Raw genomic sequence first — 26572 nt, 5'->3', positions numbered from 1 at the left:
GTAGCATGAAGCATGTAATGGGCGTTATCAATCTGGTGAACGAGCCGGACGATCTGGAAGAGCTTACGCTTCACCGCTGTGCGGCCTCGGTTCCGTTCGGAGGCCGGTACCGGCTGATCGATTTTGTATTATCCAACATGGTGAATTCCTCGATCGGCAACGTGGCGGTGTTTACCCAGCACAAATACCGTTCCCTGATGGATCATCTCGGTTCCGGCAAGGAATGGGATCTCGACCGTAAGCGAGGCGGCCTGTTCGTGCTGCCGTCCGTCCAGGACGATCCGGCGGGCATGTCGCGCGGAGATTTGTTCCAATTCTATTCCCACCGCGATTATTTTTACCGGGGCCGGGAAGAATTGGTCATCATCGGACGCAGCCACATGGTATGCAACATGAATTTCGAAGACGCCGTCCGCTACCATGAAGATATGAGGGCGGATGTTACCGTCATTTATAAAGAGGCGGAAGAGGAATACTCGGGAAGCTACCGCCGCCTTGCGGTACGTCCGGACGGCAGAGTGACGGTCATAGAGGACCAGACCGGACGTCTGCGTACGGATAACGTGTCCATGGAAATGTATATTATGAGCAAATCGCTCCTTCTGGACATGGTGGAGACTTGCTTGGCGCAGGGCTACGATCATCTGGTCCGGGACGGGATCATGAAGAACGTCGACAAACTGAATGTGGTCGGTTACCGTCATGACGGCTATCTTGGGATCGTGAATTCGATCCAGGGCTACTACCGGCACAGCATGGAAATGCTGGACCCGTCGGTGCTGCGGGAGTTGTTCTTCCGCAAGGATCTCATCTACACCAAGGTAAAGGACGAACCGCCTGCCCGTTACGAGGCCAACGCGAACGTGCGCAATTCCTTGATCGCCAACGGCTGCGTCATTGAAGGCAAGGTCGATAACAGCATTTTGTCGCGGGGCGTAAAAATCAGCAAGGGGGCTGTTGTGAAAAACAGCATTATCCTGCAGAACTGCTCCATTGAAGAAAATGTCGTGATCGAGAACGCCATTCTGGACAAGGACGTGTTCATCAGCCGCGGGCGTGTATTGACCGGGGATGTTCGGGCACCGTTCATCGCGGCTAAAATGAAGGTCATCTAAAACGGATTCCGACAATCAAAAGCCGTAACCGGACGCCGCCGAGCGGTTCCGGTTTGGCTTTTTCAAATAGAACTTTAGAAGAAATTCAGAAGACGGGAGTGGAGACGTACATGAACATTTTGTTTGCGGCTTCGGAAGCGGCGCCTTTCGCCAAGACGGGCGGACTGGGTGATGTAATCGGGTCCCTGCCCAAGGAACTTAAACGCAACGGGGCGGATGTCCGGGTCATTCTGCCCAAATATGACGAGATTCCTGAAGTATTCAAAGAAAAGATGGAGACCGCGAACCTCGTTACGTTCCGCGTAAATCTGGGCTGGCGCTCGCAGTACTGCGGCATACAAACCCTGGAACACGAAGGCGTCACGTTTTATTTCGTGGACAACGAGTTTTATTTCCGCAGAAGAGGGCATTACGGCTACGGCGACGATGCCGAACGATTCGCGTTTTACTGCCGAGCCGTAATCGACTCGCTTCCGCATATCGGCTTCAAGCCCGATGTGATCCACTGCCACGACTGGCAGGCCGGCATGATTCCGGTACTGCTGAAAGCGCAGTACAGCCCGTACTATCCGTTCTATGAAGATATCAAAACAGTCATTACGATACACAATCTGCGCTACCAGGGACTTTTCTCCAAAGAAACGATGATGGATCTGTTCGGCCTGGACGCCGGCTATTTCAACGGGGATCAGCTCGAAATGTACGACGGCGGCAGCTTCCTGAAAGGCGGACTGCTGTATTCCGACCGGATTACGGCGGTTAGCCCGACTTACGCGGAGGAGATCCGCACGCCGTTCTTCGGCGAGCATATGGACAGCCTGCTGCGCTACCGCAGCGAGGCGACCGTGGGCATCGTCAACGGGATCGACTACGATCTCTTTAATCCGATGACCGATTCCCATCTGGCTGTCACGTACCGGGACTCCTTGTCCAAAAAGCGGCTGAATAAAACACACCTTCAGCAGCGGCTGGGTCTGCCGGTCCGCGACGACGTGCCGGTTATATCGCTGGTGACCCGGCTGGTGCAGCAGAAGGGGATCGATTTGATCCGTCACGTGCTGCCGGAGCTGCTTTCCCTGGATGCCCAATGGGTGATCGTGGGAACCGGAGATCACGAATACGAGCAGCTGTTCCGCGAGGAGGCGGCCCGGCATCCCGACAAGCTGGCTGCGTACATCGCCTTCGACGACGGGCTTGCCCGTCAGGTATATGCCGGCTCGGACCTCTTCCTCATGCCGTCGCTCTTCGAGCCCTGCGGAATCGGTCAGCTCATCGCGATGCGCTACCGCACGGTGCCGATCGTCCGAGAGACGGGCGGCTTGAAGGATACGGTGCAGCCTTACAATGAGTTTACCGGCGAAGGCACGGGCTTCAGCTTCAACTCGTACAACGCTCACGATATGCTGCATACCGTCAGACGCGCAGTGCATTTCTATCTCCATGACCAGGATGCCTGGCGCAACCTGATGGCGAACATCAAGAAGACCGATTTCAGCTGGAAAAAATCGGCCCTGCAGTACAAGTCGCTGTACCAGGAGCTGATCCGGGAGGCGGCGGACGCGTCTAAAGAGCGCCAGAGAGCTTGGCAGGAAGCGGAGCGGCGGCGCGGTGAACAGGAAGCTCAGCTCCGGGTGGCTGCGGCTCATGCGGCCCAGCTAAGGGAAGCGGCTCCGGCAGCGGCGAGCGGCCGGACCTCCTCCGGGCCGAAGTCCGCAGCCGTCAGCGAGACGGGAGAAGACGACGGCGGCGGGGCCCCCGGAGGCAAAGCCTGGTGGAAAGAGAGCGTCGTCTACCAGATTTATCCGCGCAGTTTTAAAGACAGCAACGGAGACGGAATCGGGGATATTCCGGGCATCAATTCGAAGCTGGATTACTTGAAGGAGCTCGGCGTCGACGTGATCTGGCTGTCTCCGGTTTATCAATCGCCCAATGACGACAACGGTTACGATATCAGCGATTACCGCGGGATTATGGACGATTTCGGAACGATGGCGGATTGGGAGAAGCTGCTCGCGGAAGTGCACAGCCGGGGCATGAAGCTTATTATGGATCTCGTCGTAAACCATTCGTCGGACGAGCATGCCTGGTTCCTGGAATCCCGTTCCTCCAAAGAGAATCCCTACCGGGATTACTACATTTGGAGGCCCGGCCGCGACGGACAGGAGCCGAACAACTGGACGAGCATCTTCAGCGGTCCGGCGTGGGAGTATGACGAGCAAACCGGGGAGTACTACCTTCATTTGTTCAGCCGCAAGCAGCCGGATTTAAACTGGGAGAACCCCAAGGTGCGCGAGGAAATCTACGACATGATGACGTGGTGGCTGGACAAGGGAATCGACGGGTTCCGCATGGACGTCATCAACATGATCTCCAAGACGGAGGGACTTCCAAGCGCGGGAGGAGACCGGTATGCATGGGGCGGAGACTATTTTATGAACGGCCCGAGGGTGCATGAGTTTTTGCGGGAAATGAACGAAAAGGTGCTTTCCCGTTACGACATCATGACGGTCGGCGAAACACCCGGTGTAACCCCCGACGACGCGGTCCGTTATGCGAATGCGGACGGCACCGAGCTGAACATGGTGTTCCAGTTCGAGCATATGGAGCTGGACAGCGGCTGGGGCGGCAAATGGGACCCGTGCCCCTGGAAGCTAAAGGATCTGAAAGCGACGATCGGCCGCTGGCAGACGGGCCTGCACGGACGCGCGTGGAACAGCTTGTACCTGAACAACCATGATCAGCCGAGAATGGTGTCCCGGTTCGGTAATGACCGCGAATACCGCGTGGAGTCGGCCAAAATGCTGGCGACTTTCCTTCATACGCTGGAGGGAACCCCCTACATTTACCAGGGCGAGGAGCTCGGCATGACGAACGTACCTTTCAAAGGGATTGAGGATTGCCGGGACGTCGAGACGCTGAACATGTACCGGGAGCGCGTCACCGAAGGCGGCGGCAATCACGACGAGGTCATGAACGCGATCCGCATCAAGGGGCGGGATAACGCCCGGACCCCGATGCAGTGGAGTCCGGAGGAGAACGCAGGCTTTACGACCGGAACGCCGTGGCTGCACGTTAATCCGAACTATACGGAGATTAACGCGGAAGCGGCCTTCGCCGACACGAACTCTATTTTTCATTATTACCGGAAGCTGATCGCGCTCCGCAAAATTCATCCGGTGATCGTGTACGGCAGCTATGAGATCGTGGCCGAGGAAGACGAGCGCATTTACGCGTATACCCGTACGCTCGGAAACGACAGGCTGTTCGTTATGCTCAACTTTACCGGAGAAACGGCTTCCTTCGCGAGCCCGTACCCGCTTCTGGCCGGAGGCGGCGGTGAGCTGCTTATCGCCAACTACCCCGTTGGGGAAGGAAGCGAGACGAGCGGTCTGGATGCGGAACTCCAGCTTCGTCCTTTTGAAGCCAGGGTCTATCTGCTGAAGGCCGTTTAAACGGTCCCCTGCCCGGATACGAAAACCGTTCCCGCATCCTGTTGAAAGCATCTGAGGCCCCGGCGGTTTCAGGTGCTTTTTTACAGAAAAAGGCGGAGCGGATTCGCATGCGTCGCGAGTTCCGTAGAGCGCAAGAGCGCCGGTTAAGGCTGCCTCAAGCCGCTCCGTGCGGGAAGAACGAACGGGCTGCGGCGCACGGGGCATCCGGCCATTTTCAAAATTCTTAAAAACGTTCGGGATAAATATCCGTTGAAGGAGGAGGAAAACCCGTTGAAAAAGTGGTTGATGTCTGGTGCGGCTTTCCTGCTGCTCGCAAGCTCCGCCTCCATTCTGGCTCCAGTCCGGGCGAAAGCTATGGTAATAAACGTTCCGTGGGACGTGACGCTGATCCGGGAGACGACCATGTACGAAGACGAAGCGTTCACCAAGCCTGCGGGCAGCCTGGCTCCTCTTCAGACCGTCCATATTACGAAGAGAGACAGCCAGTGGAGCATGGCGGATAACACGGAAGAGAAAGGATATCTCATAGAAACGTGGCAGGGGGAGAAATGGATCAAAGCCGATCCGCAAACGCTCATTCCCGGCAAGTACAAGGCCGAAACCGCGACGATCACTCTGGTAGACAAGCAGGAGCTGTACGACGAGCCTTTTCACGAAGCGGCCAGCGGAACGGTCATTTCCCCGCAGCAGGTAAATGTTACGGGAACGATCGAATGGGATGGAGCGGACTTCGGACCTCCCCGGACCGTGAAATTTTACCGCATCCAGACATGGCTGGGAGACAAGTGGATCTACGACAGCTTTTATAAGGAAGCCGTTCAGGAAAAAGCGGTCTCCACGACCGTCGACCTCTTCCGAGATACGGACAGCTTCAAGCTGCCTTACACGGGGCTAGTCAAAACGGGAACGCTGAAACCCGGGAGGTACCCGGTGACGGCCGTATGGGAGCTTCCGCCTACGCTCGGCGACGGCAGCCCGACTTGGTATAAAGTTTCTCTCCCGGAAGGGGACCGCTGGATTTTACCCGAGGGCGAGCTGGCGGGTGTTCGGGAAACGACGGGCAAGGCGGAACTTCCGACCGGAGGCAAAGGGTTCGCGAAGCCGACTTATTACGAAGATGAAAATTACGTGGAAGTCGCGCCGGGCAGCTATGACTCATTCGAAACGTGGAAGGACGGAGAGCTGGAGTGGGTGCACATCCGGACGGAGTCCGGAGCGTTGTGGGTCAATCCAGGTCTGGCGCTCAAAGTGCGGCCTGCCGGCATTATTCCGACGGACGAAGAAATTCCGCTGACCACGCGTTCGGCAACGTACAAGTACCCGGATTGGAGCCGTATCCACAATATGAAGGGCTTTTTTGCCCCGCAGACCGTCAAAGCTTTCGAAAAGTGGCTCTCTCCCGAAGGGATCGCCTGGTATCATGTTCACGGTACCTGGGACGATTGGTGGATTCCGGAGAATGATGCCGAAGAACCCGCCAAACAGCCGGCAGAGCCGGAAATAAATTCAGCGGTAACCGGGTAAAGCGGACCCAACGTTCATTTTTATTTATAGAACCGGCATGCTAAAATGGACTTACTTGCGAGACGACACCTGATAACCCGGTGCTCGTCTTTTTTTGCGAGATCAACGAAACAAGGAGGGACGTCAGCATGAGCGTCAAATGGCTGGAATGGGCCAAGCAGATACAGGCCATCTCGCAAATCGGGCTTGCCTACAGCAAGGACGTGTACGATCTGGAACGGTATGAGATGCTCCGGGATTTGAGCCTGGAGATCATGAGCGAGTATACGGACCTTCATCAGGAGAAAATCCGGGACCTTTTCGCGAACGAAAAAGGGTACGCCACTCCGAAAGTGGACATCCGCGCAGTCGTTTTCCGGGAGGGTAAGCTCGTACTTGTGCGGGAAAAGCTGGACGGGTCTTGGGCGCTGCCGGGGGGCTGGGCGGATATCGGACTGTCGCCTTCGGAGGTGGCCGTGAAGGAAGTGAAAGAGGAGGCCGGGCTGGAAGTGAAAGCGGACAGGCTGCTGGCCGTATTCGATAAAAAATTCCACGATCATCCGGAATCCCCGTATCATGTGTACAAATTTTTTGTGCTCTGCACCATTACCGGGGGCCAGATTCAAGGGGGGCTCGAAACGAGCGAGGCGGCTTTTTTCGGAAAAGAGGAGCTGCCCGAGCTGTCGGCGGAGAGAAACACGGAGGCTCAGCTGCTTACCATGTTCGAAATGGTCGAGAATCCCGGCAGACCGGTTTTGCTGGATTAAGGTCCCTGCGGGAACATAATGAAGGGTCAAACCGGCGGAGCGCATCAAGGTGGGATCGGATTTGACGGGTTAGGGAAGCGGGGGGTTCAATCCTATGAACAAAAAGCTAGCGATTGTTTTAATGGGGGCGGCATTTTTTGCCGGATTTATGCCTTTTGTCGCGGTCAAGACGAAATGGTTTCAACCTGCGGCGGTTCAAGCGAACCCGGACATTCTTGTGAACCTGGATCAGCGGGATTTGAAACGGCTGGATGGGCTCGTAGACCGGTTTAACCGGGCACAAGGAGATCGTCTTATGGTGATTTCACCTACAATTGACAGCGGCCCGTGGATACACGATGTGCATACGGACGGAACGGAGATTGTGTGGACGGTAGACAACACCAGGGATGTATACAGTTCGTCGAAACAAAAGCAAACGTATACGTGCGCCTCCGTCGAAAAAATCGAAACTTCCGAGCGGTATGTGCTCCAGTTAAGCAAGTGCGGGGACGGGCAGAACGACAAGCTGCCCATTCTGGATATTGACAAGAACAGGGAGCATTAGACGGGGAAGAGTTTTCCGGATTATGCAAGAGAGCGCAGATGTCTATTCCGGAATAATGCCGTTTATGACGGACAGGAGATGTTTTTATACATGGAAAAGCAGCCGTAAACCATACGGCCGCTTCCGGGCCATGCCCGGTCGCGTAATGGAGATCGGCTGCCAGGATATCGTCCTACAAGCCGCCTGCCGACTATGTATGGTAAGGATCACAGAGCTAACTGTAACGGCAAGGTTTTTGTAAAACGCCGCTCCTCACCTTGCTAATATCTTCAGTACCATACCAAAAGAATACCTTGTGGGAGGAAATTCCAATGCGTTCCCGTTTTAACCCACAAAAGTTGCAGTTTCCATAATACGGCATGATTTTGATAGGCCAAAGACCCCTCCCGCGAGGGGTCTTTTAATGTAAAACGGGCAAAAGTCCGAAGATGACGAAACAAGTGCTTCGTCACCTGCGAGTGAAGTCCAAGGAAGAATGGAAACAACGTATTGAATGGTTTCTTCAAGAAGTCAACGCCAATCCTGTTCCTTTTCGTCAGGCCAAGCAGGCCGGTTTGGCGGCTTATTTCCTAAAATGACGCATTCCCGTCCGTCCGCCTCTATTCTTACTGGGCCGTTAAAACCAGCGGTCCGTCCGACGTGATTGCGATCGTATGCTCATATTGCGCCGACAACTTGCCGTCGGCCGTTCTCGCCGTCCACTGATCGTCGTCGATCGTGATACGGTACGTACCTTGGTTGACCATCGGTTCAATTGTAAAGACCATGCCTTCCTTTAACCGAATGCCTTTGCCGGCTACGCCGATATGCTCGTAGTTCGGCTCCTCGTGCAGGCTCCGCCCGATCCCGTGCGCGAGCAGATCGCGTACGAGCGAATACCCGTTTGCCTCCGCATGCTGTTGAATCGCGGACGTGATGTCGCCGAGCCGGCCCCCGGGGAGAGCCCGAGCGATTCCCAGATCCAAGCATTCCTTAGCTACCTTCATTAACTTTTGCGCCTCCGGCCGGATATTGCCCACCGCATAGCACCAGCACGCATCGCCGAACCATCCGCCGTATTCCACGACGATGTCGAGCTTCAGCAAGTCGCCGTCCATAAGCGCCCGGTTCGAAGGAATGCCGTGGGCGACCACATCGTTGACCGAAGTGCAGGTTTCTGCGGGGAAACCGTTGTACCCTTTCGTAAACTGCTTGCCGCCCAGCTTGGTGATGTGTTTGGCAACAAAGTCATTGATTTCCCGGGTGGTGATCCCAGGCTCGATCAGTTTGGACACATTGCGGTAGCAGTCCGCAATAATTTGGCTCGCCGGCTTCATCTCTTCGATTTCCCTAGGTGATTTTAAAATAATCATCTTTGTTGAGTCGCTCCTTATTCATTCTATAATTTTAAAAAACGGGCGATATCCCTGGCCTCCTCGTGCAGCTTTCCGCGGCGAAGCGAAAGCGAGGCGCAGCCGACCAAGGCGGCCAGCAGCATTTCCGCGCGCTGCAGCCGATCCAGCGGCTCCGCCGCGTTGCAGCCGGAAGCGGCTGCCCCGTCCGCCGCAAGTCCGGTTTCCAGCAGCGCGGCCAGCGGCGCGAGCACCTCCCGGCGAAAGGCGGCCGAGAGCGGGGCCGAGCGCGCTTCAGGCAGCGAAGCAAAGCCTTCACCGGCCTGCTTATACAGCAGGTACAGGGCGTGGTCCTCCGCCCAAAGCTGCAGCAGCCGGACGCCGGCGGCGGCGGGGCCCAGCTCTGCGGAAGCGGCCGTTTCGCCGCTTCCGCTTCGGAAATCCGCGGCAGCCGAGTTCCCGGTGTCCGCCGCGGCAGCCAAGCCGAAACGCCCGTCCGCCGGGACCTTCCCCGAAGCCGAAGGGCGCGGAACCTCTAGCTGGGCCTTCAGTTGAGCCTCCAGCGGGCCCCCCGGCGGGCCCTCCGTTGGAACCTTCAGCAGGGTTTCTTGCGGGGCCTCCAGCCATTCCCCGGCCCGCTCCAGCGCGTCCCATAGCAGATCGTGGAGCAAATCGCCCTTATTGCTGTAATAGTGGTATACCGTGCCATAGCCGAGTCCCGCCTGCGCGGCCACATCGCGGATTTCCAGTAAAGGCCCTTTATTCAGAAACACATCGGCAGCGGCTTCCCGGATTTGCGCCAGACGCCGCAGTCGGATCTCTTCGTTTTGTTCCTTCGTGCGTGGAGTCATCTCGTTCGTTCACCTCTTTATTTTTGACCTACTCTTATGTCAATATAAAACATCGGCTTGCGAATAACAAGAGATAGCTGGAGGATTTCCGGCTCAGCCTAGAAATCGGTGCTTGACCGACGTGTTAGTCTCGAACGAGCGACCTGTTTGGAATATTGCTACGCTAACGGTTGTCATAGCGCTTAAGCGGCCCCAAAACGGAGGTTTCTTTGCTAACGGTTGTATGCGCGATTATTTGGACGAAACAGCCCTTGTGCCTACGAAAAACGGGAGATTGGCCCGCTGGCAACCGTTACATGCCGTAAACTCTCTGCCTAAACAGCGCTGCTCATAACGATTAGATTTTTCGCCCGCTTTTACACAGGCGCATTCTACTCTCTATTCAAGCACCGATTTCGGTTTTGAGCCGGAATTCCCGTTAATCCCCGGGTACCCGCAATCGTAAAAAAGCACAACTCGATCTTAATTGACTCTATTCAGGCCGGGGGCAAACACTTTTATACTGGATACAGAGGGCGATGGAAGCAGGTAAGATTTTAAACTGAATCATAATGGCTGAACACCGGAGGGAACGATGACATGAGCAAATCTTTGTACCAACCCCGCAGCGGCGTGCTGACGGTTCAGTACGGGCCTGACGCGCAGACGAAGGTGATCGAGAATCCGCCCCGGTTCACATGGATTCCCGCCAGGCTCGAGAAAGATTGTTATGTGCTGGAAATATCCGAACGGAACGATTTCCCGCCGCGGCTTCTTGGGACCCTGAGGGGCCTTCGGGCCGCGACTACAACGACGAAGCCGCTTTCCGTATGGCGGGAGCGCTCGCCTGGGGCTACGACTGGCTGCACGGCGAGTTGGATGCCGAAGAGAGAGAGCGGGTGAAGCGGAGCCTGGCCGCACGGACCCGTCAGGTGGCGGTGCACGCGATCCGGCGCTCCAAGATTCACCAGGTGCCCTACGACAGCCATGCGGTCCGGTCGTTGTCGTCCGTGCTCAAGCCGGGAGCTGGATCTGGCGACGGACCTGAACGTCCGCGGCAGCCGAAATGCTGCTCCAGTCTCAGGAAGGGATGCTGGATCTGCTGCCCGCTCTGCCGTCGGCCTGGCCGAGCGGCCGCGTCAAAGGGCTCCGCGCCCGAGGAGGGTATGAGGCGGATTTGGAATGGGAACGGGGCCTGTTGACCGCGGGACGTGTTGCCGCCTCGGCCGCCGGAGCCTTGCGCATCGGGTACAAGCTGCCGTTTACCGCTTGCCTGGACGGCAAGAAAGCCGCCGGAAAAAGCGGTTTTTCCGAGCCTTGCGGACTCTATGTGACGGGCATCGAACACGAAGCTCATGCGGTAGTGGAGATCCGGCTTTAAACGCGGGAGATGCAGCCGCGAAATAGACGATAAAAGGCTCTTCTCCCAAGGAGAAGAGCCTTTTCCTTATTTTTTAACCGCTTGTTTCAAGCTTTCCCAATCGTCCAGGTCGTGATGCAGCTCGGAAGCGGGAACCTTCGGTGCGGGAACTTGTCCTTTCGCAACCGGCTCCGCCACATAGACGAAGTCGCCCGTTCCGTCGGGTGCGGAACCTGTTGCCCAAAGCCCTTCTCCGGACTGTGTGCCTTCCGACAAATTCCAGAATTCGTACGCTTCCGGCTGGGATTCGAGCTCCGCTTCCGGCGGGAAGGAAGCCGGTACCACGACACCGTTTTTCTCTTCCAGCTCCTTGATCGCGGCCATCCACTGATATTGATGGTAACGGTCCCGGGCAAGCATTTTACGGAAAGTCGCACGTACGCCTTCGTCTTTGGTCATGTGGTACAAACGTGCCACCTGGAGGCGGCCCTGGCTTTCCGCATGCAGGTTGGAGCGCATGTCCGCAAGCAGATTGCCGCTCGCTACGATATACCCGCCGTTCCACGGCACGCCGAGCGAGTTAGTCGGCAAGCCGCCCAAACCGCTGACGAGCAGATGCTGAGGGTTAATGCCGCCCATGATGGCCGCCGTCGCCGGGTCCTTCGCGGCCTCGGCCTGGTCTTCCGGAGAAGCGCCGTCCAGGAGCTGGCTGATCAGGGAACACAGCATTTCGACGTGTCCGATCTCCTCCGTACCGATATCCATCAGCATATCTTTATATTTTTCTTCTCCACGGCAGTTAAAACCTTGGAAGAGATATTGCATCATGACAGTCATTTCACCGAATTGTCCACCCAATACTTCCTGCACTTGACGGGCCAGCATAGGGTCCGGCCGGTCTACTTTTACCTCGAATTGCAATTCTTTCTGATGACGGAACATAAGTTAACTTCCTCCTTCGATTTCAGATGCCAGAAGAAAATAAAATAATACTTTACTCGCTTCCGACTTTTAATTACCCGATTGGTCCGAGGTAAAACAAAAAAAAGGGATTTTCACAGAATATAAATTTCCGTCGTTTTCAAATCCGGCACAATCCTGAGGTTCCGGCAGTTCCGGCAGACGGACCAAACAATTTGAACATCGCTTCACATGATTTCGGAGCTTTGGAGAAAACTATCCGGGAAGGAAAGCCATGCTCAGCGGAGAGGTAAAACGGAAGAAGCTAAACGAGGTGAAGAACGAAATGGGCAGGATACGGAGCTTTTTCTTGCTTCTGGCCGCCGGGGGGATCTTGCTTCTTCCTGAATCGGCATACATGCGGCAAGCTGTAGAGGCCGGAGACCACGGGAGCGTTGTGCTTTCCGTTCAGACGGCGCCTGATGCGGTTTACCGCAGCGAAACCGGGGTTTCGTTGAGCGTTCGTAAACTTTTCGGCCAAAGCGTACGCAGAAAGGCGGAATCCTTCCCGTATACGGATACGTTTATGAAAGTGAGGGAAGGCGGCGGAGAACGCATCTACCCGGTCAGCGCCATGGGAGAGCTCTACGATTCACCGGGGCACGAAGTGATCCGGCCGGGCGAGGCGCTTAGAAGGGAACTTGTGAAGCAAATCAAGGTTCTCCGCCGCAAGCATTACGGAGAGCTCATTTCCTGGAACGACGCGCAGAAAGCGGTCCCCCGTCAGGCCAAATTCGAGGTGCTCGATCTGGAAACCGGACGTTCGTTCCGGGTTCAGCGAAGAGCGGGGCGCCAGCATGCGGACGTTCAACCGCTTACGAAGAAGGATACGGCGGTCATGAAGTCCATCTACGGGGGCAAATGGAGCTGGAACCGCAGGGCCGTTCTCGTCCGTTACGACGGGCACAGCTATGCCGCTTCCATGAACGGAATGCCGCATGGGGGAGACGGCATCCCGGAGAACGGGTTCAGCGGGCATTCCTGCATCCATTTTGCGGGCAGCACGACCCATAAATCCCGGTCCAAAGATACCGCTCACCAGTTTATGGCTTACAGAGCCGCAGGTAATGCGAGCGATTTTGTCGGGAAGGCTTCGCCTCAGGAGCTGGCCGATCTGGTAGTCACGGCTTTGGACCAGCACGATGACGCGATGCTGGATCTTCTCGGCCGCCCGCATAACCGGGGCCGGCTGGAAGAGCTGAAGAAAGACAGCCGGTCTTTCGTATCCGTGCGCAGATTGACGGAATGGAAGCCGGAAGAAGCGCGTAAAGCGGAACAGGAGTATGTTTTGGAACTTCCGGTTGAACTTGCTTTCGAAGAAGCGGGGAAACGTCCGCGCAAAGCGATTTGCCGCTTCGCTTTCACCCGAGCTTCTCTGTACGATCCATGGGAACTGACACAGTTCGAATATCCGGAGCCCGGCCGTCCGGGGAAGCGTACCGAAGACGGAAGGAAAAGCCGGTAAAAAAATGAATGCGGGCGCGGGGATCAACATGAACAAAGGACAAACGTTTTTGAAGTTAAAGGGAATCGCGCTGACCGCTGTATGTCTGCTGAATGTTCTGCTGCCGGGAAATGCCGCGGCAGCAGGCGACCCGGTTCCGGGAGGCGAAGCGGAACCCGCTATTCCTATCGTTGCGGACCAGGGACCTTATTCGATCGAGGTGTACCCTCTTCGTCACAAGCTTGTCGTATTCAAAGACAAGAAACATTTCAAGACATACCCGGTTGCGGTCGGAAACTTGTCAACGCCTACGCCGGTAGGCGAATATCAGGTGATTTATAAAGGGAAAAACTGGGGGCCCTCTTTCGGACCGCGATGGCTGGGCCTGAATGTTCCGTGGGGAGCGTACGGCATCCATGGAACGAACAAGCCGTATTCCATCGGCAGGCATTTAAGCCACGGCTGCATCCGGATGAGAAACCGGGACGTGGAGGAGCTTTACGACCTGATTCCGGTGGGGACGAAGGTGACCATCGCGGGGCACGTTCTGGGCGATCCCGGCCATGAGCCGAGGAAGCTTGCCCAAGGGGCGATAGGAGCGGATGTCCAGCTTATCCAGAACCGGCTGAAGAGCGCCGGCTATTACAGCGGAGTCTGCAACGGGAAGTTTCTTGCCTCGACGGCCGAAGCGGTGCGGAGGTTCCAGCGGGACCACGGGCTGAGAGCGGATGGCGTCGTGTCCGCGGGCGTCTATGAGAAGCTCGGTCTGATGGAATAAAAAAGGAAATACCTCCAACCCGTCGGGATTGGAGGTATTTCCTTTTTTAGGCGGGCGGGCATCCCCGACAGAGTTTACCCGGCTTCCTGGCCGTCTCCTTCGTCGTCCATAAAATGGCGGAGCTCACGCAGCCGGATCGTAAACCGGAATTCCGTCCCCACACTCCGGCCGGGAACGGCCCAAATCCGGCCCTGCATGAGCGTAACGAGCTTGCGGCAGATGGCGAGCCCCAGGCCCGTCCCTTCATATTTACGGTTCGATGCCCCGTCCAGCTGGGTGAAAGGCTGAAAAAGCCGGTCCAGCTTGTTGCAGTCGATACCGATACCGGTATCGCTGACGGCGAATTCGAGGAGGCAGCCTTCATCGCCGCGTTCCGAGAGCCGGACTTCGAGAGAGATAAGGCCCTGATCCGTAAATTTAACGGCGTTGCCGATCAAGTTTACGAGAATCTGGCGGATACGGCCGTAATCGCCGACGAGAGTTTCCGGTACGCCGGGGTCTATGGACGTGTCCATGACGAGCTCCTTGTTCCGGATAATAATCGCAAAGAAATCGAGGCATTCTTGGATAAGCTCACGCAGCTGAAACGGCTCCTGATGAAGCGAAATGCCTCCGGCTTCCATTTTGGACAGCTCCAGAATGTCGTTGATGACCCTCAGGAGCGCTTGCGAGCTTTTGGCCTGAAGCGCCAGCAGCTCCCGGTCGTCCGGGGACTCCGCGGACTCCGACAGCAGCTGGTTTATCCCGATAATGCCGGTCAGCGGCGTCCGGATCTCGTGGCTCATCGTGTCGAGGAACTCGCTTTTCATTTTGACAGCGCTTTCAGCCAAATCTTTGGCTTTCCTCAGTTCTTGCTCGACCACGATCCTGTCGGTTATATCTTTGGATACGAAATAGACGAGAAGCTGCCGGTTGTATTCGAGAGGAAAAACCGAGGTGCGGTGATATTTTCGCGCTCCCTGCTTCGTGCGGATGGACAATTCGATTTTCGAAGGCTTTCCTTGAGCCGCCTCCGCGAGGGCGGTCATGACTTTCGATTTCTCGTCACGAGTGTAAAGAAGATCGTGCAGGGAGATGACCATAAGCTCCGCTTGCGTGTAGCCCGTGTTGGCAAACACGGACGGATTCGCGCTGACGATCATCTTTTTGTCGGGATCCATGCAGACGACAAGATCAGGACTATGCTCGAACAGAGCGGTATATCTCTGCTCGTTGAACCGCGAGGCGGTAAGCACGTTCTGCCGGTCGCGATACAGGATGAGCACAACCCAGAAAAGCACGCAGAAGACCGTGCAACCGACAAGAACCGTCAGCAGCGTATTGCCTATAATCGAGCTGCTTGTAAGAGAAAGCTCGCGGTCGGACGGGGTAAAAGAAGCCCCTACCATCGCCGTGTAATGCATGCCGGCGATGAGGCCACCGACCAGCAGGCCTCCCCCGGTTTTCCAGGGCGAAAGCAGGTTGTAAGCAGGCTGCTCGCGCGCATAGATCGCCAGTGCGAGCATAAGATACGAGGCAAGCAGAGCCAGCGTGATCGAAACGATCAGACTGCCCGGCGCCTGGTGATACACGGCCGGTATTTTCATGGCGAGAATGCCGGAGAAGTGCATGGAAACGAAGGCGAGCCCGGCCAGCAGGCCGCCGGCTGTGAAAAATCGTTTTCCGAGCTTCCGGTCCGGGGCCAGGATTAGCAGCGACAGGAAAACCGCGAGAATGGGCAGCATTAAAGAGACGGCGAGCAGAGGCAGATGATAATGGACTTCGAAAGGGAGCTTCAAGGCCAGCATGCCCAAGAAGTGCATGGACCAGACGCCCAAGCCCGTAACGACAGCGGTCAGCAGCATTTTACGGAAAGAGCGGTCGCCGCGCAGCAGACGGTCTGCCATGTCCAGCGCGGTACAGGAGGTCGTCACGGACATCAGGATCGAGAGAATGACCAGCAGCGCATCATAATTCCCAGCTTCTTGTTGCATTCGCATGTCTCCTATAACTAATATTCCTGTACCTCCCATAGTAAAGGATGAAAGGGGGAGAAGTCTACTTGAAATCGCTTATTTTTCGACTAATCATTACATAAAAAAGCATAAAACTAGTAATTTTACGAGAAAATAAACCGTTTTCATCAAAAGAAACTTGATTATATCAAGAAGAGCTTGATCTCTTGGAACAGAAATTTTATTTTGATCCCTGCAAATTTCCTTGGTAGACTGTAGGAAATCTTCACGATTTAAATCATCTGGAGGCAAAAACAATCATGTCCATCCGTGCCCGCCTGCTTGCATCTTTCACATTGCTGCTCGTCGCCACGGTGCTGCTTTTCACGGCGGCCGCTTTTATCGTAACGACAGCCGTAACGGGCGATGTGAGGGGCATATCTTCTTTTTACAACGTCCATCTCCGGTTGAAGCCGCTTACGCCCGAACAGGAGACGCTTTTTCTCGATCTAAAGCATCTTGCCAAAACGAAGCCGGAGGAACTGCTTGTACCGGACATCTACAAAGAATACGATTTTCAGCTGAAGGTCGCCAAGGCCTCCCTTCTGATCCGCAAAGGGTCCGGCAGCGCGTTTATTTCACCGGCTCTGGCGGAAAACCAACCCGAAGCCGTCCTGCCTCCGTACGAAGCGGAAAACGTGCACATGAGAAGCACTTTGCAGACGGGGAAAAACTTTTTCGGCTACGCCAAATACGACTTCCGGTTTGCGGATGGCGAACAGGGAAGGCTGTTCGTGTTCCGGGAGGTCAGCCCGTTCGCCGTTCTGATGAGCAAGCTGCTGCCTTTGTTCGTGTCGGTTTTGTTTCTGCTGCTCGTCGGCTCGAACATCTACATCTATCTGTTCCTCACCAGGCGGATGATCCGGCCGCTCAACCTGCTGCGCGCTGCGGCGGCGCGTATCCAGCGGGGAGACTTGCGGTTCCGGATTCAACCGGGTGACGACGAAATCGGGCAGGTTTCAGCAGCTTTCGAGGAAATGAGGGGGAAGCTTCAGGAATCCGAGGAGCTTCAGAAGCAGTACGAAAGCAACCGTAAGGAGCTTATCGCCAACATCTCGCACGATTTGAAAACACCCTTGTCCGCCATACGCGGCTATGTGGAAGGAATCCGGGACGGGGTGGCGGATACGCCCGACAAACTGGAAAGTTACGTGGATATCATTTACAGCAAAGCGGAGGAGATGGATCATCTCATAGAGGAGCTGTTTCTATATTCCCGGCTGGATCTCAATAAAGTTCCGTTTGTCCTGCAGGAAGTGGATCTGACGCGTTTTGTCGCGGACGTGGTGTATGAACTGCGTTTCGAGCTGGAAAAAGAGGGCGTCGGACTGGAAACCGGCGGGCATTCTCCGGGTCCTTTGCACGTACGGATAGACCCCATGCACATGAAGAGGGTCGTGAACAACGTAGTCGGAAACAGCCTCAAGTTTATGGAGCGGCCCCCAAAAACGATCGCTTTCGATCTCCGGCGGGACGGGGCGGCAGCCGTGCTTGAAATAACCGACACCGGTCCCGGGATCGATCCTGCGGCACTGCCTCATGTATTTGACCGGTTTTACCGGGCCGAGACGTCCCGCAACCGGGAGACGGGCGGCCAGGGGCTGGGACTCGCCATCGCCAAACAGATTGTCGACAACCACGGGGGAAGCATCCGCGCGGAGAATGCCTCGGACGGCGCGTCTGCGCGGCATCCGCAGACAGGAACGCGCATTGTAATCCGGCTCCCGCTGCTGAAAGGAAGTCACACCGATGAAAAAAATTCTGATCATTGAAGACGAGGCGACGATCGCCCAATTGCACCGGGATTATTTGAATTTGCACGGATTTCAGGTCGAGATTTCAACCCGGGGGGACGACGGGCTGCGCAAGGCGCTTACGGAAGGCTTCGATCTGATCGTCCTGGATCTGATGCTTCCCGGAAAAGACGGCTTCGAAGTATGCCGTCAAATCCGTACGGCCATGGAAGTTCCCATTCTCATCGTATCCGCCCGGAAAGAGGAGTTCGATAAAATACGCGGACTGGGCATGGGCGCCGACGATTACATGACGAAGCCGTTCAGTCCGGGCGAGCTGGTTGCGCGCGTGAAGGCGCACTTAACGCGTTATGAACGGCTGGTCGGGCTGAAGGAGACGGCGCCGGGAGAAATCCGCATCCGTGAGCTGGCCATTGAACCGGAATCCCGCCGGGTCTACATCCGGGGGAAGGAAGTGCCGCTTCCCGCGAGGGAGTTCGATCTCCTGCTGTTTCTCGCCCGGCACCCCAACCGGGTTTTCCGCAAGGAGGAAATTTTCGAAAAAATATGGGGCATGGATTCGATGGGGGACATCGCGACGGTAACTGTGCATGTGCGGCGTATCCGCGAGAAAATAGAGGCGGACCCTTCCGCGCCGGAATATATCGAAACGATTTGGGGAGTCGGGTACCGGTTTTCGGGCTGACGGGAAAAGCTGTTTAGAAAAAGTTTCGAATTTGTTTCCGGGCCGTTTAGTTTCGTTCTGTAGGATGAAATCAAGAACTTATCACTCATCCTACAGGAGGAACTTTTATGAAAAAAACTTTGCTTCAACTGCTGACGGTTTCGGCTGTAACCGCTTCGGTACTGCTTCCCTTGAATGCCGCTCCCGCTGCCGCTCAATCCGCCAAGTCTCCGGTCGATTCGCGGATCACGAACCTTGCGCCGGGGATGAACGGTAACGGTTTCGCTGCGGGGCACGTTTCGGACCGCGGAAGACTGATGCTGACCCAGCAGGAGCTCGTCAGCCGGATCGCCCAGCTCACAGAGAAGAAACCGCTGGTCATTCAGCAGTGGCTGACAGACTACGAGCCCGATGCGCGTGTCCGCAGCGGGGAGGCGGCGCGTCTCGGATTTCAGGCGATTGCCCATATTCCTTCGGAGCACGCGGCCGTGACGGACATCAAGGTGCTGTCTGCCGCAACGCTTGAAATCACGTTTGACTCCCCCTTGACGGCGGCCGACGTGAATTTGGACAAAGCGAAAGCGAATTTTCAATTCGACAACGGGATGACGATCCGTAACGTTCCGCAGCTTAAGAACGGGGCCCGCTCCACGTATGTCGTTCCCGTCACCGTTCAGCAGCCGGGCAAAACTTACAGCCTGACGTACAAAGGCAAAGCCGCGGGCAAGTTTACGGGCACCGCCCATACGGTAAAACTGGCTGCGGCACGCCAGGTAACGGCAGACACGTTCGAGCTGGAATCGCTGCGCAAGGACGGAGTCGTCGATTACGGGTATGTGGTTGAGTCGTACTTCGGTACGCGCGGCGGACTGGAAATGTACCTGAACGACCGCAACGCAAGCGGCGGAAAATCGTACGACATCATTTCCTCTCTCCGCGATATGTCCGTTACCCTCACGCCGGAGGGCGGACAGCCGATCCGCGCCGCATATGTTCCGTATACGCAGGCCACGGACGACAGACAGGCGCCGAAGTTCCGCCTTCCGGCCGGACAGACGCTGACTCCCGGCGTAAAATACACCGTTACGGCCGACTGGGCGACCGTTACGGAAGCGTCTTTCACCGCCCGCGCCGCGGCGCCGCTCGTGATCGCGTCCGCCAAAGCCGTCAGCGGTGCCGCCGTCGACATTACGCTTGCGGCCGACCCGCGTGACGAGCTGTTCTCCGGCCGCAGCGTAGAGCTGACGGACGAGGACGGCAGGAAGCTGACGGCCGTCTACAAGGTGACGAGCCGCAAAGGAGCGGTCGGCACGTTCGAGCTGGCAGCGGGCGCGAAGCTGAGCCCCGGCAAGTCTTACACTGTCACGGCGTCCGGCGCGTGGGCAACCCAGCAGGGCAAGATCAGTTTGAATACCGATGCTTTGAAAAGCAGCTAAACGTAAGCTTCGAAAAGACCTCTGCGGAGGTCTTTTGCCTATAGAGTTTAAGGAGGCGGCTGCCGATGCTCAAACGGGTCAATAGCTTCATCCCGGTTCTGATCGTCCCGGTCCTGATCTCCGCGGCGCTGGCCGGATGCCGGACTGCCGGAAGCCCGGACCCGGGAAAGGCGCAAACACCGGTTTATCAAGAATCGCAAGGACTAGAAACGGAGGGGATGGGAGAAATGGAAATGCCCGGTGAAAAAAACACGCAGCTGCTGGAGGCGGCTGCGAAAGGCGACGCGGAGAAGGTCCGGACGCTGATCGGGGAAGGGGCCGATGTGAATGCGCGGGACAGCCATGGGAATACTCCGGTCATGGCGGCCGCGATCAACCGGCGCCCGGAAGCCGTCCGCGTTCTGCTCGAAGCAGGGGCGGATGTGAATATTCGTAATGACCGCTCGGATAACCTGTTCTTGTATGCCGGCGCCGAAGGGGATATGGAGCTGCTGCGGCTGGCCATATCCGCCGGTGCCGATCCCGCCCTCACCAACCGGTACGGGGGGACGGCGCTCATTCCCGCTTCGGAACGGGGGCATACGGATATTGTGCGGGAGCTGCTCACCCGGACCCAAGTGGACGTAAATCATGTGAACCGCCTGGGCTGGACGGCGCTCCTGGAAGCCGTCATTCTCGGTGACGGAGGAGAAGTTCACCGGACGATTATCCGTCTGCTGCTGGATCACGGGGCGGATGTCCATCTGCCGGACGGGGACGGTGTTACGGCTTACCGGCACGCCGTCTCCCGGAATTTCACGGCAATCGCCGAGATGCTGGAAGCGGCCGGAGGCCGGTAATAGGCGGGCTGCGCCCGTTTGTCATCTTCCCCCGTTGGTGGTATCGTAGAATGATAACCGACTAACATGATAGGGATAAAGCATCTCAAACGGGGGATAGATACATGGCAAACATTGCAACGAATTTGACGCAGTTGATCGGCAACACACCGCTGCTGGAGTTGGTGAATTACGGCAAAAAACAGCAGGTTGAGGCGCGGCTGCTGGCCAAGCTGGAGTATTTTAATCCGGCGGGCAGCGTAAAGGACCGTATCGGATACGCGATGATCAAAGACGCGGAAGAGAAAGGGCTGCTCCGGCCGGATTCCGTCATTATCGAGCCGACGAGCGGCAATACGGGCGTCGGCCTTGCTTTCGCGGCCGCGGCCCTTGGCTACAAGCTCATCATCACACTGCCGGAGAGCTTCAGTATCGAGCGCAGGAAACTGCTTGCGGCGCTTGGCGCGGAGCTTGTTCTGACACCGGCGGAAGAGGGGATGTCGGGCGCGATCCGCAAGGCGGAGGAGCTTGCGGCCGAACTGCCGGGCGCTTTCGTTCCTCAGCAGTTCGAGAATCCGGCGAATCCGGACGTACACCGCCGGACGACCGCCGAAGAAATCTGGCGGGATACGGACGGGGCCGTCGATATTTTTGTCGCCGGAGTCGGTACGGGCGGAACGGTTTCCGGGGTCGGGCAGGCGCTGAAAGCGAAAAATCCCGCGGTGAACATCGTCGCCGTGGAGCCGGCGGATTCGCCTGTCCTGTCCGGAGGGAAAAGAGGCATGCACAAAATCCAGGGAATCGGCGCGGGCTTCGTGCCGGGGAATTTCGATTCCTCCGTAGTTGACGAGATTCTGACCGTGAAAAACGAGGAAGCACTTGCGGCGTCCCGTCTGCTTGCGAGAAACGAAGGTCTTCTCGTCGGAATTTCTTCCGGAGCGGCCGTTCATGCGGCTTCCGTGCTGGCGGAGCGTCCCGAGAACAAGGGCAAGACGATTGTCGTCCTGCTGCCCGATACCGGGGAACGCTACCTGTCTACCGATTTGTTCCAGGAAGAGTAGCGCGGGAACCTCTCTCAAACCGCATAAAGCACTTTAAGGCAGCCACCTGAATCGTGGCTGCCTTATTTGGCGTCTTAAGCGTCCTGTCGCTCGTCGTATAAGCCGTGCTCCGCCGCATGCCGGCCCCAATGGGGTCTTCTGCCGTCGACATCGCTGAAGCCGTACTCGTCGGACAAACCCCAGCTCGTCAGCACCTTGCCCGACTTCGCGAATTTGTCCGGATCGGCCGCGAGCGCGGCAATTCCCCGTCCGATGTAGAACGGCGTTTCGGACTCGCTGTAATGAGGCTCCTGCGCGATGGCGTCTCTCCAGTTTTCTTCCTTTACGCCGAAATGATCCAGCATCGCTTCCGAGCGGAGAAAACCCGGTGTGACGGCTGCGGCCGTTACTCCGTGCGGCCGCAGATCCGCGGCCATCGCCTCCGCCAGATGAATGGCGGAAATTTTGGCCAGACTGTAATACAGGTTCCCCCGGTAGCGGTAATCGAAACCGTCGGTGATTTCGAGAATCATGCCCTGCTTGCGGGACGCCAGCAAAGGGGCTCCGTAATAGCTGGTGAGCATATGCGAATGAACCGCACGCTCCTGAATGAGAAGTCCGTCCCGCAATGAATGCTCCCAGAACGTTTTCCCCCACTCGGTCAAAGGGTCTCCGCCCCACACATCGTTCACTAGGAGGTCAAGCCTGCCGTTCTGCTCCATTTTTACCTGCTCGAAGAGCGCCTTCACCTCTTCTTCTGCCGTGTGATCCGTGCGGACGGCGATTCCCCGCCCTCCTTTAGCGGTCACAAGCTCCGCCGTTTCCTCAATCGTTTCGCTGCGGCCCATGTTGGAGAGGTTTCCCCGGACACTGCGGCCCGTGCAGTACACGGTCGCTCCCGCCTCCCCGAGCATGGCTGCAATGCCTCGTCCGACGCCGCGCGTCGCTCCTGCCACTACGGCGATCGTACCTTCCAGTGATTTCGATTTCATCGCGATCTCTCCTTTTGTGTCTCAAATACCAGCGCATTGCTGTGTCTATGCAGGCAGCGGATCGATTAGCCGCCCGCATCCTGTACCCAGTATAAGAGGGGATATATGACAACCCTTGTCATAATTGGTATAGTAAATTAATTAAAAGAAAAGCCCCGCGCTGTTCGGAACTCCCGTTCGGGAAAACGGCCAAGCAATACCGGGCCAAGTAAAACCGCGCAAAACCGTGAGGAAAGAAAGCGGCCGGGGATGCCGAACAGGGAAGAAAAGAGGAATAACGATGAGAGCCGACCGATTGCTGTCTCTTTTATTATTGCTGCAAAACAAGGGGAAAATGTCGTCCCGCGAACTCGCCGAGAAGCTTGAGGTGTCGGAACGGACCATTTTCCGGGACATGGAGGCTTTGAGCGCGGCGGGCATCCCGGTTTATGCCGAGCGGGGTTCGGGCGGCGGATGGTCCCTGACGGAAGGATACCGCACCCGGCTGACCGGCATGAAAGCGGAGGAAATCGCGACGCTTCTGATCGCGAACACTTCCGCCCTGCTGTCGGACCTCGGCATGAGCGGCGAATACGACAGCGCCTTCCAGAAGCTGCTGGCAGCTTCGCCTGCGTCCCTGCGGCAGGAAACGGAGCGCGTCCGGCAGCGCATCCACATCGACGGCGCAGGCTGGCACCGCTCGGCCGAGCAGCTTCCCCATCTTCCGCTCGTACAGGAAGCGGTGTGGGAGGAGAGGAAGCTGCGCATCCGCTACCGGCGCGACGACCGGATCGCGGAGAGGCTCATCCATCCGCTCGGCCTCGTCGCCAAAGGCAGCATCTGGTATGCGGTTGCCGAAGCAGAGGGAGAGATGAGAACCTACAGAATTTCCCGGCTGCTTGACGCGGAGCTTTCGGAGGAACATTTCACCAGGCCAGCGTCATTCGATCTTGCCGAGTACTGGGAACAGTCCCTGAAAGAGTTTGCGGCAAAGCTTCCGCGGTATCCCGCAAAAATTAAGATCAGGGAGACGGAGCTTCACCGTTTTTCCAGAGAACGGTTTGCAAAAGTACGGCATCCAAGCGAAGCCGATAACGGCTGGGTGGAAGCGGACACGGAATTCAATACGTTGGAATCGGCTATAGGCATCCTGCTCGGTTACGGCAGCAGCGTTTATGTTCTTGCGCCGGAGGAGCTGCGTTCGGGATTAGTCGAGGTAACGAGAGGGATATTGGAGCTTTACGACAATAAGGCGAATAAAGAGCTGTGAAGAAAGATTAAGGGGTGGTAAAATATAACAAACGGCAATGGAGGTAGGGATCGTTCTGCTGATCGTGTTAATCAGGCTCGCCCTCAAAGCGAACAAAGCTCTCGATACGTATATGGCATCCAAACCCGATACGGCGGAGCTTCCGCCGGAAACGAAGGAGAGCTGAATGGTTCCGCTGAAAATCAGGCTGGCTTATAACGCCATCTTCCTGGGTACGTTCGGAGTCCCTTTTTATTTCGTGTACCAATTCATTTTCTTCGACTCGCCCCACCCGGTCCAAGCGATCTATTCTGTGCTGGTCTCTCTAGCGGGGATGAATATCCGGCTTCGTGAAAAGCTATTGTTTGTTCCCCGGAAAGAATCCCGCAAACAGAAAATGTTCGCGGGTGTGCTCGGCCTAAGTATGTTAACCGGTGTCTTCGCTTATTACGACGGCTGGCAGACGGCCTTGCAGAAAGGGCCGCTTGGGATGCTGCTTATTATGGGAGGGCTGTACGCGGGGCTGCTGCTGCAAGAAAAGCTCATCGCCGCCCGGTTCCGGGCGGACAACGCTCCGGAGGAGAGTTCCTTGTCCTCTTAGAATTCCGGTCTCGCCTCACCCCGTTCAAACGGCAGGGAACCGAAGGTTCTCTTATCGAAAGCACACTAATAGGCCTGAGAAGCGGGTTGCAAATGTAAAGTGAGTATGCTACGATGTCAATAATTTACTAAAGGAGTTGAAGAGGATAATGTACACTTTCTTGCGCGCGTAATGATAAAACAAAGAGCGAAGTATTTCGCTTGTTTTATTTATTATCTGCAAGAAAGTTACACATCCTTTTCACTCAAATCGGATATTCAGGTCTGACCCCGTCGCGGGTTGGATTTGATTTAATATTTGAGCTGCGGGAAAGGTATAACTTTCTTGCAGCTCATTTTTTTATTCAAAGGAGGAGGATTCAATCATGTCATTGATTAGAGTCTCTAACCTGACTTTCGCTTATGACGGCAGTTACGATAACATATTCGAAGAGGTAAGCTTTCAGATCGATACCGATTGGAAATTGGGTTTTACAGGGAGGAACGGCCGGGGGAAAACCACGTTTCTGAACCTGCTGCAGGGCAAGTATGAGTACAGCGGAACGATTTCCGCACAGGTCCAGTTTGAATATTTTCCTTATCCGGTGGATGACAAGGAAAATCTGACGCTGGATGTGATCCGCGACATTTTTCCGGATTATGTTCATTGGGAACTATTGCGCGAGCTTTCTCTGCTGAAGGTTACGGAGGATGTGCTGGACCGGCCCTTTGACTCGTTGTCGAACGGGGAGCAGACGAAAGTGATGCTGGCCGCTTTGTTTCTTAAGGAGAACAGCTTTCTGCTCATTGACGAACCGACCAACCATCTGGACATGGAAGCGCGGAAACTGGTCAGCAGCTATCTGAGGAGCAAAAGCGGATATATCCTGGTCTCTCACGACAGAGCTTTTCTCGATCACTGCGTCGATCACATTTTGTCCATCAACAAAACGAACATCGAAATCCAGAAAGGCAACTTTTCGGACTGGTGGAGAAACAAAGAAATGCAGGACGAATTTGAGCTTGCGGAGAACGAAAAGCTGAAAAAAGACATCAAGCGCTTATCGGAAGCGGCCAAACGGACAAGCGGCTGGTCGCACGAAGTGGAGAAGACGAAAAACGGCACACGAAATTCCGGTTCCAAGGTAGACAAAGGATACGTCGGCCACAAAGCCGCCAAAATGATGAAACGATCCAAAACCATCGAGCAAAGGCAACAGTCCGCGATTGAAGATCGTTCGCATCTCTTGAAAAATATCGAAAGCTCCGAAAGCTTGAAGATTTCCCAGCTTGTTTATCACAAGAACCAGCTCGCCGAGCTTGAACACGTGTCGATTCAATACGGGGATAAGACGGTTTGCAGCGATATCAGCTTTACGGTGGAGCAGGGAGAGCGGATAGCGCTTTCGGGTAAAAACGGCTCCGGAAAATCAAGTATTCTGAAGCTGATTCTCGGCGAAGATATCGACTATACCGGCACTTTCCGGAAAGGGAGCCAACTGAAAATATCCTATGTATCGCAGGATACCGCGCATCTGCGGGGCAGCTTATCCGACTACGCACGCGAAAACGGCATAGAGGAGAGCCTGTTTAAATCGATCTTGAGAAAACTGGATTTCGCTCGGGTTCAGTTCGAGAAGGACATTTCGTCTTATAGCGGCGGGCAGAAGAAGAAGGTGCTGATCGCCAAAAGTCTGTGCGAGCACGTTCACTTGCATATCTGGGATGAGCCGCTTAATTTTATCGACGTGATATCGCGAATGCAAATTGAAGAATTGCTGCTCGAACACAAGCCAACCCTTCTTTTTGTGGAGCATGACCGAGAATTTTGCAGCAATATTGCGACCCAGGTAGTGGAGCTTTAACTTCTTTGGAATACTCGGGCACCGCAGTCCTCCTAGACTGCGGTGTTTTTTTGTTCGCCAGCTTCAGCCTCAATTTATTTTGTTCATTGTTGTGCTTTGTTCTCTTGGTCCATGT

Annotated in this window: 23 protein-coding genes and 2 pseudogenes; 20 read left to right on the top strand and 5 right to left on the bottom strand. The window is 55.9% G+C overall.

Annotated features, from left to right (window positions below; genetic code table 11):
• Window positions 1-5 precede the first annotated feature (5 nt).
• The 7 genes and pseudogenes from glgD (at window position 6) to ACI48J_RS16905 (ending at window position 7962) form a co-directional block, all read left to right on the top strand.
• Window positions 6-1115, top strand: coding sequence for a glucose-1-phosphate adenylyltransferase subunit GlgD (gene glgD, locus ACI48J_RS16935; RefSeq protein WP_326054935.1), 1110 nt, complete (start codon window positions 6-8; stop codon window positions 1113-1115).
• A 110-nt stretch (window positions 1116-1225) separates the two neighbouring features.
• Window positions 1226-2599 (top strand): annotated as a pseudogene (gene glgA, locus ACI48J_RS16930) (glycogen synthase GlgA); the annotation flags it as partial.
• Window positions 2600-2911: 312 nt separating this feature from the next.
• The gene (locus tag ACI48J_RS16925; RefSeq protein WP_405083246.1) at window positions 2912-4567 is read left to right on the top strand and encodes an alpha-glucosidase; all 1656 of its coding nucleotides are present in this window, start codon (window positions 2912-2914) and stop codon (window positions 4565-4567) included.
• A gap of 270 nt (window positions 4568-4837) precedes the next feature.
• The gene (locus tag ACI48J_RS16920) at window positions 4838-6091 is read left to right on the top strand and encodes a hypothetical protein (RefSeq protein ID WP_405079405.1); all 1254 of its coding nucleotides are present in this window, start codon (window positions 4838-4840) and stop codon (window positions 6089-6091) included.
• Window positions 6092-6219: 128 nt separating this feature from the next.
• A complete protein-coding gene (locus tag ACI48J_RS16915) occupies window positions 6220-6837 on the top strand; it encodes an NUDIX hydrolase (RefSeq protein ID WP_405079403.1) in 618 nt (205 codons plus the stop codon).
• A gap of 94 nt (window positions 6838-6931) precedes the next feature.
• On the top strand, window positions 6932-7384 hold the full coding sequence (locus ACI48J_RS16910; protein ID WP_405079402.1) for a hypothetical protein: 453 nt from the start codon (window positions 6932-6934) through the stop codon (window positions 7382-7384).
• Window positions 7385-7812: 428 nt separating this feature from the next.
• A complete protein-coding gene (locus ACI48J_RS16905; RefSeq protein WP_405079401.1) occupies window positions 7813-7962 on the top strand; it encodes a hypothetical protein in 150 nt (49 codons plus the stop codon).
• Window positions 7963-7989: 27 nt separating this feature from the next.
• Here the strand turns inward: ACI48J_RS16905 and map are convergent, their stop codons facing one another.
• Complete coding sequence (gene map / locus ACI48J_RS16900; protein ID WP_405079400.1) at window positions 7990-8736, bottom strand: type I methionyl aminopeptidase; 747 nt, start codon at window positions 8734-8736, stop codon at window positions 7990-7992.
• A gap of 26 nt (window positions 8737-8762) precedes the next feature.
• Entirely contained in the window at window positions 8763-9566 is an 804-nt protein-coding gene (locus ACI48J_RS16895; RefSeq protein WP_405079399.1) for a TetR/AcrR family transcriptional regulator, read from the bottom strand.
• Window positions 9567-10145: 579 nt separating this feature from the next.
• On the opposite strand from ACI48J_RS16895, the pseudogene ACI48J_RS16890 reads away from it, so the two are divergent.
• Window positions 10146-10567: pseudogene (locus ACI48J_RS16890) on the top strand (alginate lyase); the annotation flags it as partial.
• 44 nt (window positions 10568-10611) lie between these two features.
• Complete coding sequence (locus tag ACI48J_RS16885) at window positions 10612-10926, top strand: glycoside hydrolase family 95-like protein (protein ID WP_405079397.1); 315 nt, start codon at window positions 10612-10614, stop codon at window positions 10924-10926.
• A gap of 66 nt (window positions 10927-10992) precedes the next feature.
• Here the strand turns inward: ACI48J_RS16885 and ACI48J_RS16880 are convergent, their stop codons facing one another.
• The gene (locus ACI48J_RS16880) at window positions 10993-11847 is read right to left on the bottom strand and encodes a manganese catalase family protein (RefSeq protein ID WP_326054316.1); all 855 of its coding nucleotides are present in this window, start codon (window positions 11845-11847) and stop codon (window positions 10993-10995) included.
• A 253-nt stretch (window positions 11848-12100) separates the two neighbouring features.
• Between ACI48J_RS16880 and ACI48J_RS16875 the strand changes: the two genes are divergently transcribed.
• Both ACI48J_RS16875 and ACI48J_RS16870 read left to right on the top strand, forming a co-directional pair.
• Window positions 12101-13330, top strand: coding sequence for a hypothetical protein (locus ACI48J_RS16875; RefSeq protein WP_405079395.1), 1230 nt, complete (start codon window positions 12101-12103; stop codon window positions 13328-13330).
• 4 nt (window positions 13331-13334) lie between these two features.
• Window positions 13335-14087: a L,D-transpeptidase family protein gene (locus ACI48J_RS16870; protein WP_405079394.1), complete on the top strand. Its 753-nt coding sequence runs from the start codon at window positions 13335-13337 to the stop codon at window positions 14085-14087.
• Between the two features lie 74 nt (window positions 14088-14161).
• Here ACI48J_RS16870 and ACI48J_RS16865 read toward each other — a convergent pair whose 3' ends face one another.
• The gene (locus tag ACI48J_RS16865; RefSeq protein ID WP_405079392.1) at window positions 14162-16060 is read right to left on the bottom strand and encodes an MHYT domain-containing protein; all 1899 of its coding nucleotides are present in this window, start codon (window positions 16058-16060) and stop codon (window positions 14162-14164) included.
• A 281-nt stretch (window positions 16061-16341) separates the two neighbouring features.
• On the opposite strand from ACI48J_RS16865, the gene ACI48J_RS16860 reads away from it, so the two are divergent.
• From ACI48J_RS16860 to cysK, 5 genes are all read left to right on the top strand, one after another.
• Entirely contained in the window at window positions 16342-17853 is a 1512-nt protein-coding gene (locus tag ACI48J_RS16860; protein ID WP_405079390.1) for a sensor histidine kinase, read from the top strand.
• Complete coding sequence (locus ACI48J_RS16855; RefSeq protein ID WP_405079389.1) at window positions 17831-18520, top strand: response regulator transcription factor; 690 nt, start codon at window positions 17831-17833, stop codon at window positions 18518-18520. The genes ACI48J_RS16860 and ACI48J_RS16855 overlap by 23 nt, the downstream gene beginning before the upstream one ends.
• Before the next feature lie 107 nt (window positions 18521-18627).
• On the top strand, window positions 18628-19935 hold the full coding sequence (locus ACI48J_RS16850) for a hypothetical protein (protein WP_405079387.1): 1308 nt from the start codon (window positions 18628-18630) through the stop codon (window positions 19933-19935).
• 65 nt (window positions 19936-20000) lie between these two features.
• The gene (locus ACI48J_RS16845; RefSeq protein ID WP_405079385.1) at window positions 20001-20774 is read left to right on the top strand and encodes an ankyrin repeat domain-containing protein; all 774 of its coding nucleotides are present in this window, start codon (window positions 20001-20003) and stop codon (window positions 20772-20774) included.
• Window positions 20775-20878: 104 nt separating this feature from the next.
• The gene (gene cysK / locus ACI48J_RS16840) at window positions 20879-21814 is read left to right on the top strand and encodes a cysteine synthase A (RefSeq protein WP_405079383.1); all 936 of its coding nucleotides are present in this window, start codon (window positions 20879-20881) and stop codon (window positions 21812-21814) included.
• A 74-nt stretch (window positions 21815-21888) separates the two neighbouring features.
• Here the strand turns inward: cysK and ACI48J_RS16835 are convergent, their stop codons facing one another.
• Window positions 21889-22785: an SDR family oxidoreductase gene (locus tag ACI48J_RS16835; RefSeq protein ID WP_326055781.1), complete on the bottom strand. Its 897-nt coding sequence runs from the start codon at window positions 22783-22785 to the stop codon at window positions 21889-21891.
• Window positions 22786-23065: 280 nt separating this feature from the next.
• Between ACI48J_RS16835 and ACI48J_RS16830 the strand changes: the two genes are divergently transcribed.
• The 4 genes from ACI48J_RS16830 (at window position 23066) to ACI48J_RS16815 (ending at window position 26457) form a co-directional block, all read left to right on the top strand.
• Entirely contained in the window at window positions 23066-24034 is a 969-nt protein-coding gene (locus tag ACI48J_RS16830; RefSeq protein ID WP_405079382.1) for a helix-turn-helix transcriptional regulator, read from the top strand.
• Window positions 24035-24071: 37 nt separating this feature from the next.
• Complete coding sequence (locus ACI48J_RS16825; RefSeq protein WP_405079380.1) at window positions 24072-24200, top strand: hypothetical protein; 129 nt, start codon at window positions 24072-24074, stop codon at window positions 24198-24200.
• Window positions 24201-24614, top strand: coding sequence for a hypothetical protein (locus tag ACI48J_RS16820; RefSeq protein ID WP_405079378.1), 414 nt, complete (start codon window positions 24201-24203; stop codon window positions 24612-24614).
• Window positions 24615-24978: 364 nt separating this feature from the next.
• Window positions 24979-26457: an Lsa family ABC-F type ribosomal protection protein gene (locus ACI48J_RS16815; protein WP_405079377.1), complete on the top strand. Its 1479-nt coding sequence runs from the start codon at window positions 24979-24981 to the stop codon at window positions 26455-26457.
• The last annotated feature ends 115 nt before the right edge of the window (window positions 26458-26572 follow it).

Origin of the sequence: Paenibacillus chitinolyticus, assembly GCF_045038035.1 — a bacterium.
GTDB classification, from domain to species: domain Bacteria; phylum Bacillota; class Bacilli; order Paenibacillales; family NBRC-103111; genus Paenibacillus_F; species Paenibacillus_F chitinolyticus_A.
This window is presented reverse-complemented; position numbering and strand designations above follow the sequence as displayed.

Excerpts from the sequence above, each read along its gene's own strand:
- ACI48J_RS16815 (WP_405079377.1), top strand. The coding sequence starts at position 24,979 with ATGTCATTGATTAGAGTCTCTAACCTGACTTTCGCTTATGACGGCAGT.
- ACI48J_RS16820 (WP_405079378.1), top strand. The coding sequence starts at position 24,201 with ATGGTTCCGCTGAAAATCAGGCTGGCTTATAACGCCATCTTCCTGGGT.
- ACI48J_RS16860 (WP_405079390.1), top strand. The coding sequence starts at position 16,342 with ATGTCCATCCGTGCCCGCCTGCTTGCATCTTTCACATTGCTGCTCGTC.
- ACI48J_RS16880 (WP_326054316.1), bottom strand. The coding sequence starts at position 11,847 with ATGTTCCGTCATCAGAAAGAATTGCAATTCGAGGTAAAAGTAGACCGG.
- ACI48J_RS16835 (WP_326055781.1), bottom strand. The coding sequence starts at position 22,785 with ATGAAATCGAAATCACTGGAAGGTACGATCGCCGTAGTGGCAGGAGCG.
- ACI48J_RS16915 (WP_405079403.1), top strand. The coding sequence starts at position 6,220 with ATGAGCGTCAAATGGCTGGAATGGGCCAAGCAGATACAGGCCATCTCG.
- ACI48J_RS16845 (WP_405079385.1), top strand. The coding sequence starts at position 20,001 with ATGCTCAAACGGGTCAATAGCTTCATCCCGGTTCTGATCGTCCCGGTC.
- ACI48J_RS16850 (WP_405079387.1), top strand. The coding sequence starts at position 18,628 with ATGAAAAAAACTTTGCTTCAACTGCTGACGGTTTCGGCTGTAACCGCT.
- map (WP_405079400.1), bottom strand. The coding sequence starts at position 8,736 with ATGATTATTTTAAAATCACCTAGGGAAATCGAAGAGATGAAGCCGGCG.
- ACI48J_RS16830 (WP_405079382.1), top strand. The coding sequence starts at position 23,066 with ATGAGAGCCGACCGATTGCTGTCTCTTTTATTATTGCTGCAAAACAAG.
- ACI48J_RS16905 (WP_405079401.1), top strand. The coding sequence starts at position 7,813 with ATGACGAAACAAGTGCTTCGTCACCTGCGAGTGAAGTCCAAGGAAGAA.
- cysK (WP_405079383.1), top strand. The coding sequence starts at position 20,879 with ATGGCAAACATTGCAACGAATTTGACGCAGTTGATCGGCAACACACCG.
- ACI48J_RS16885 (WP_405079397.1), top strand. The coding sequence starts at position 10,612 with ATGCTGCTCCAGTCTCAGGAAGGGATGCTGGATCTGCTGCCCGCTCTG.
- glgD (WP_326054935.1), top strand. The coding sequence starts at position 6 with ATGAAGCATGTAATGGGCGTTATCAATCTGGTGAACGAGCCGGACGAT.
- ACI48J_RS16825 (WP_405079380.1), top strand. The coding sequence starts at position 24,072 with ATGGAGGTAGGGATCGTTCTGCTGATCGTGTTAATCAGGCTCGCCCTC.
- ACI48J_RS16875 (WP_405079395.1), top strand. The coding sequence starts at position 12,101 with ATGCTCAGCGGAGAGGTAAAACGGAAGAAGCTAAACGAGGTGAAGAAC.
- ACI48J_RS16855 (WP_405079389.1), top strand. The coding sequence starts at position 17,831 with ATGAAAAAAATTCTGATCATTGAAGACGAGGCGACGATCGCCCAATTG.
- ACI48J_RS16910 (WP_405079402.1), top strand. The coding sequence starts at position 6,932 with ATGAACAAAAAGCTAGCGATTGTTTTAATGGGGGCGGCATTTTTTGCC.
- ACI48J_RS16870 (WP_405079394.1), top strand. The coding sequence starts at position 13,335 with ATGAATGCGGGCGCGGGGATCAACATGAACAAAGGACAAACGTTTTTG.
- ACI48J_RS16865 (WP_405079392.1), bottom strand. The coding sequence starts at position 16,060 with ATGCAACAAGAAGCTGGGAATTATGATGCGCTGCTGGTCATTCTCTCG.
- ACI48J_RS16895 (WP_405079399.1), bottom strand. The coding sequence starts at position 9,566 with ATGACTCCACGCACGAAGGAACAAAACGAAGAGATCCGACTGCGGCGT.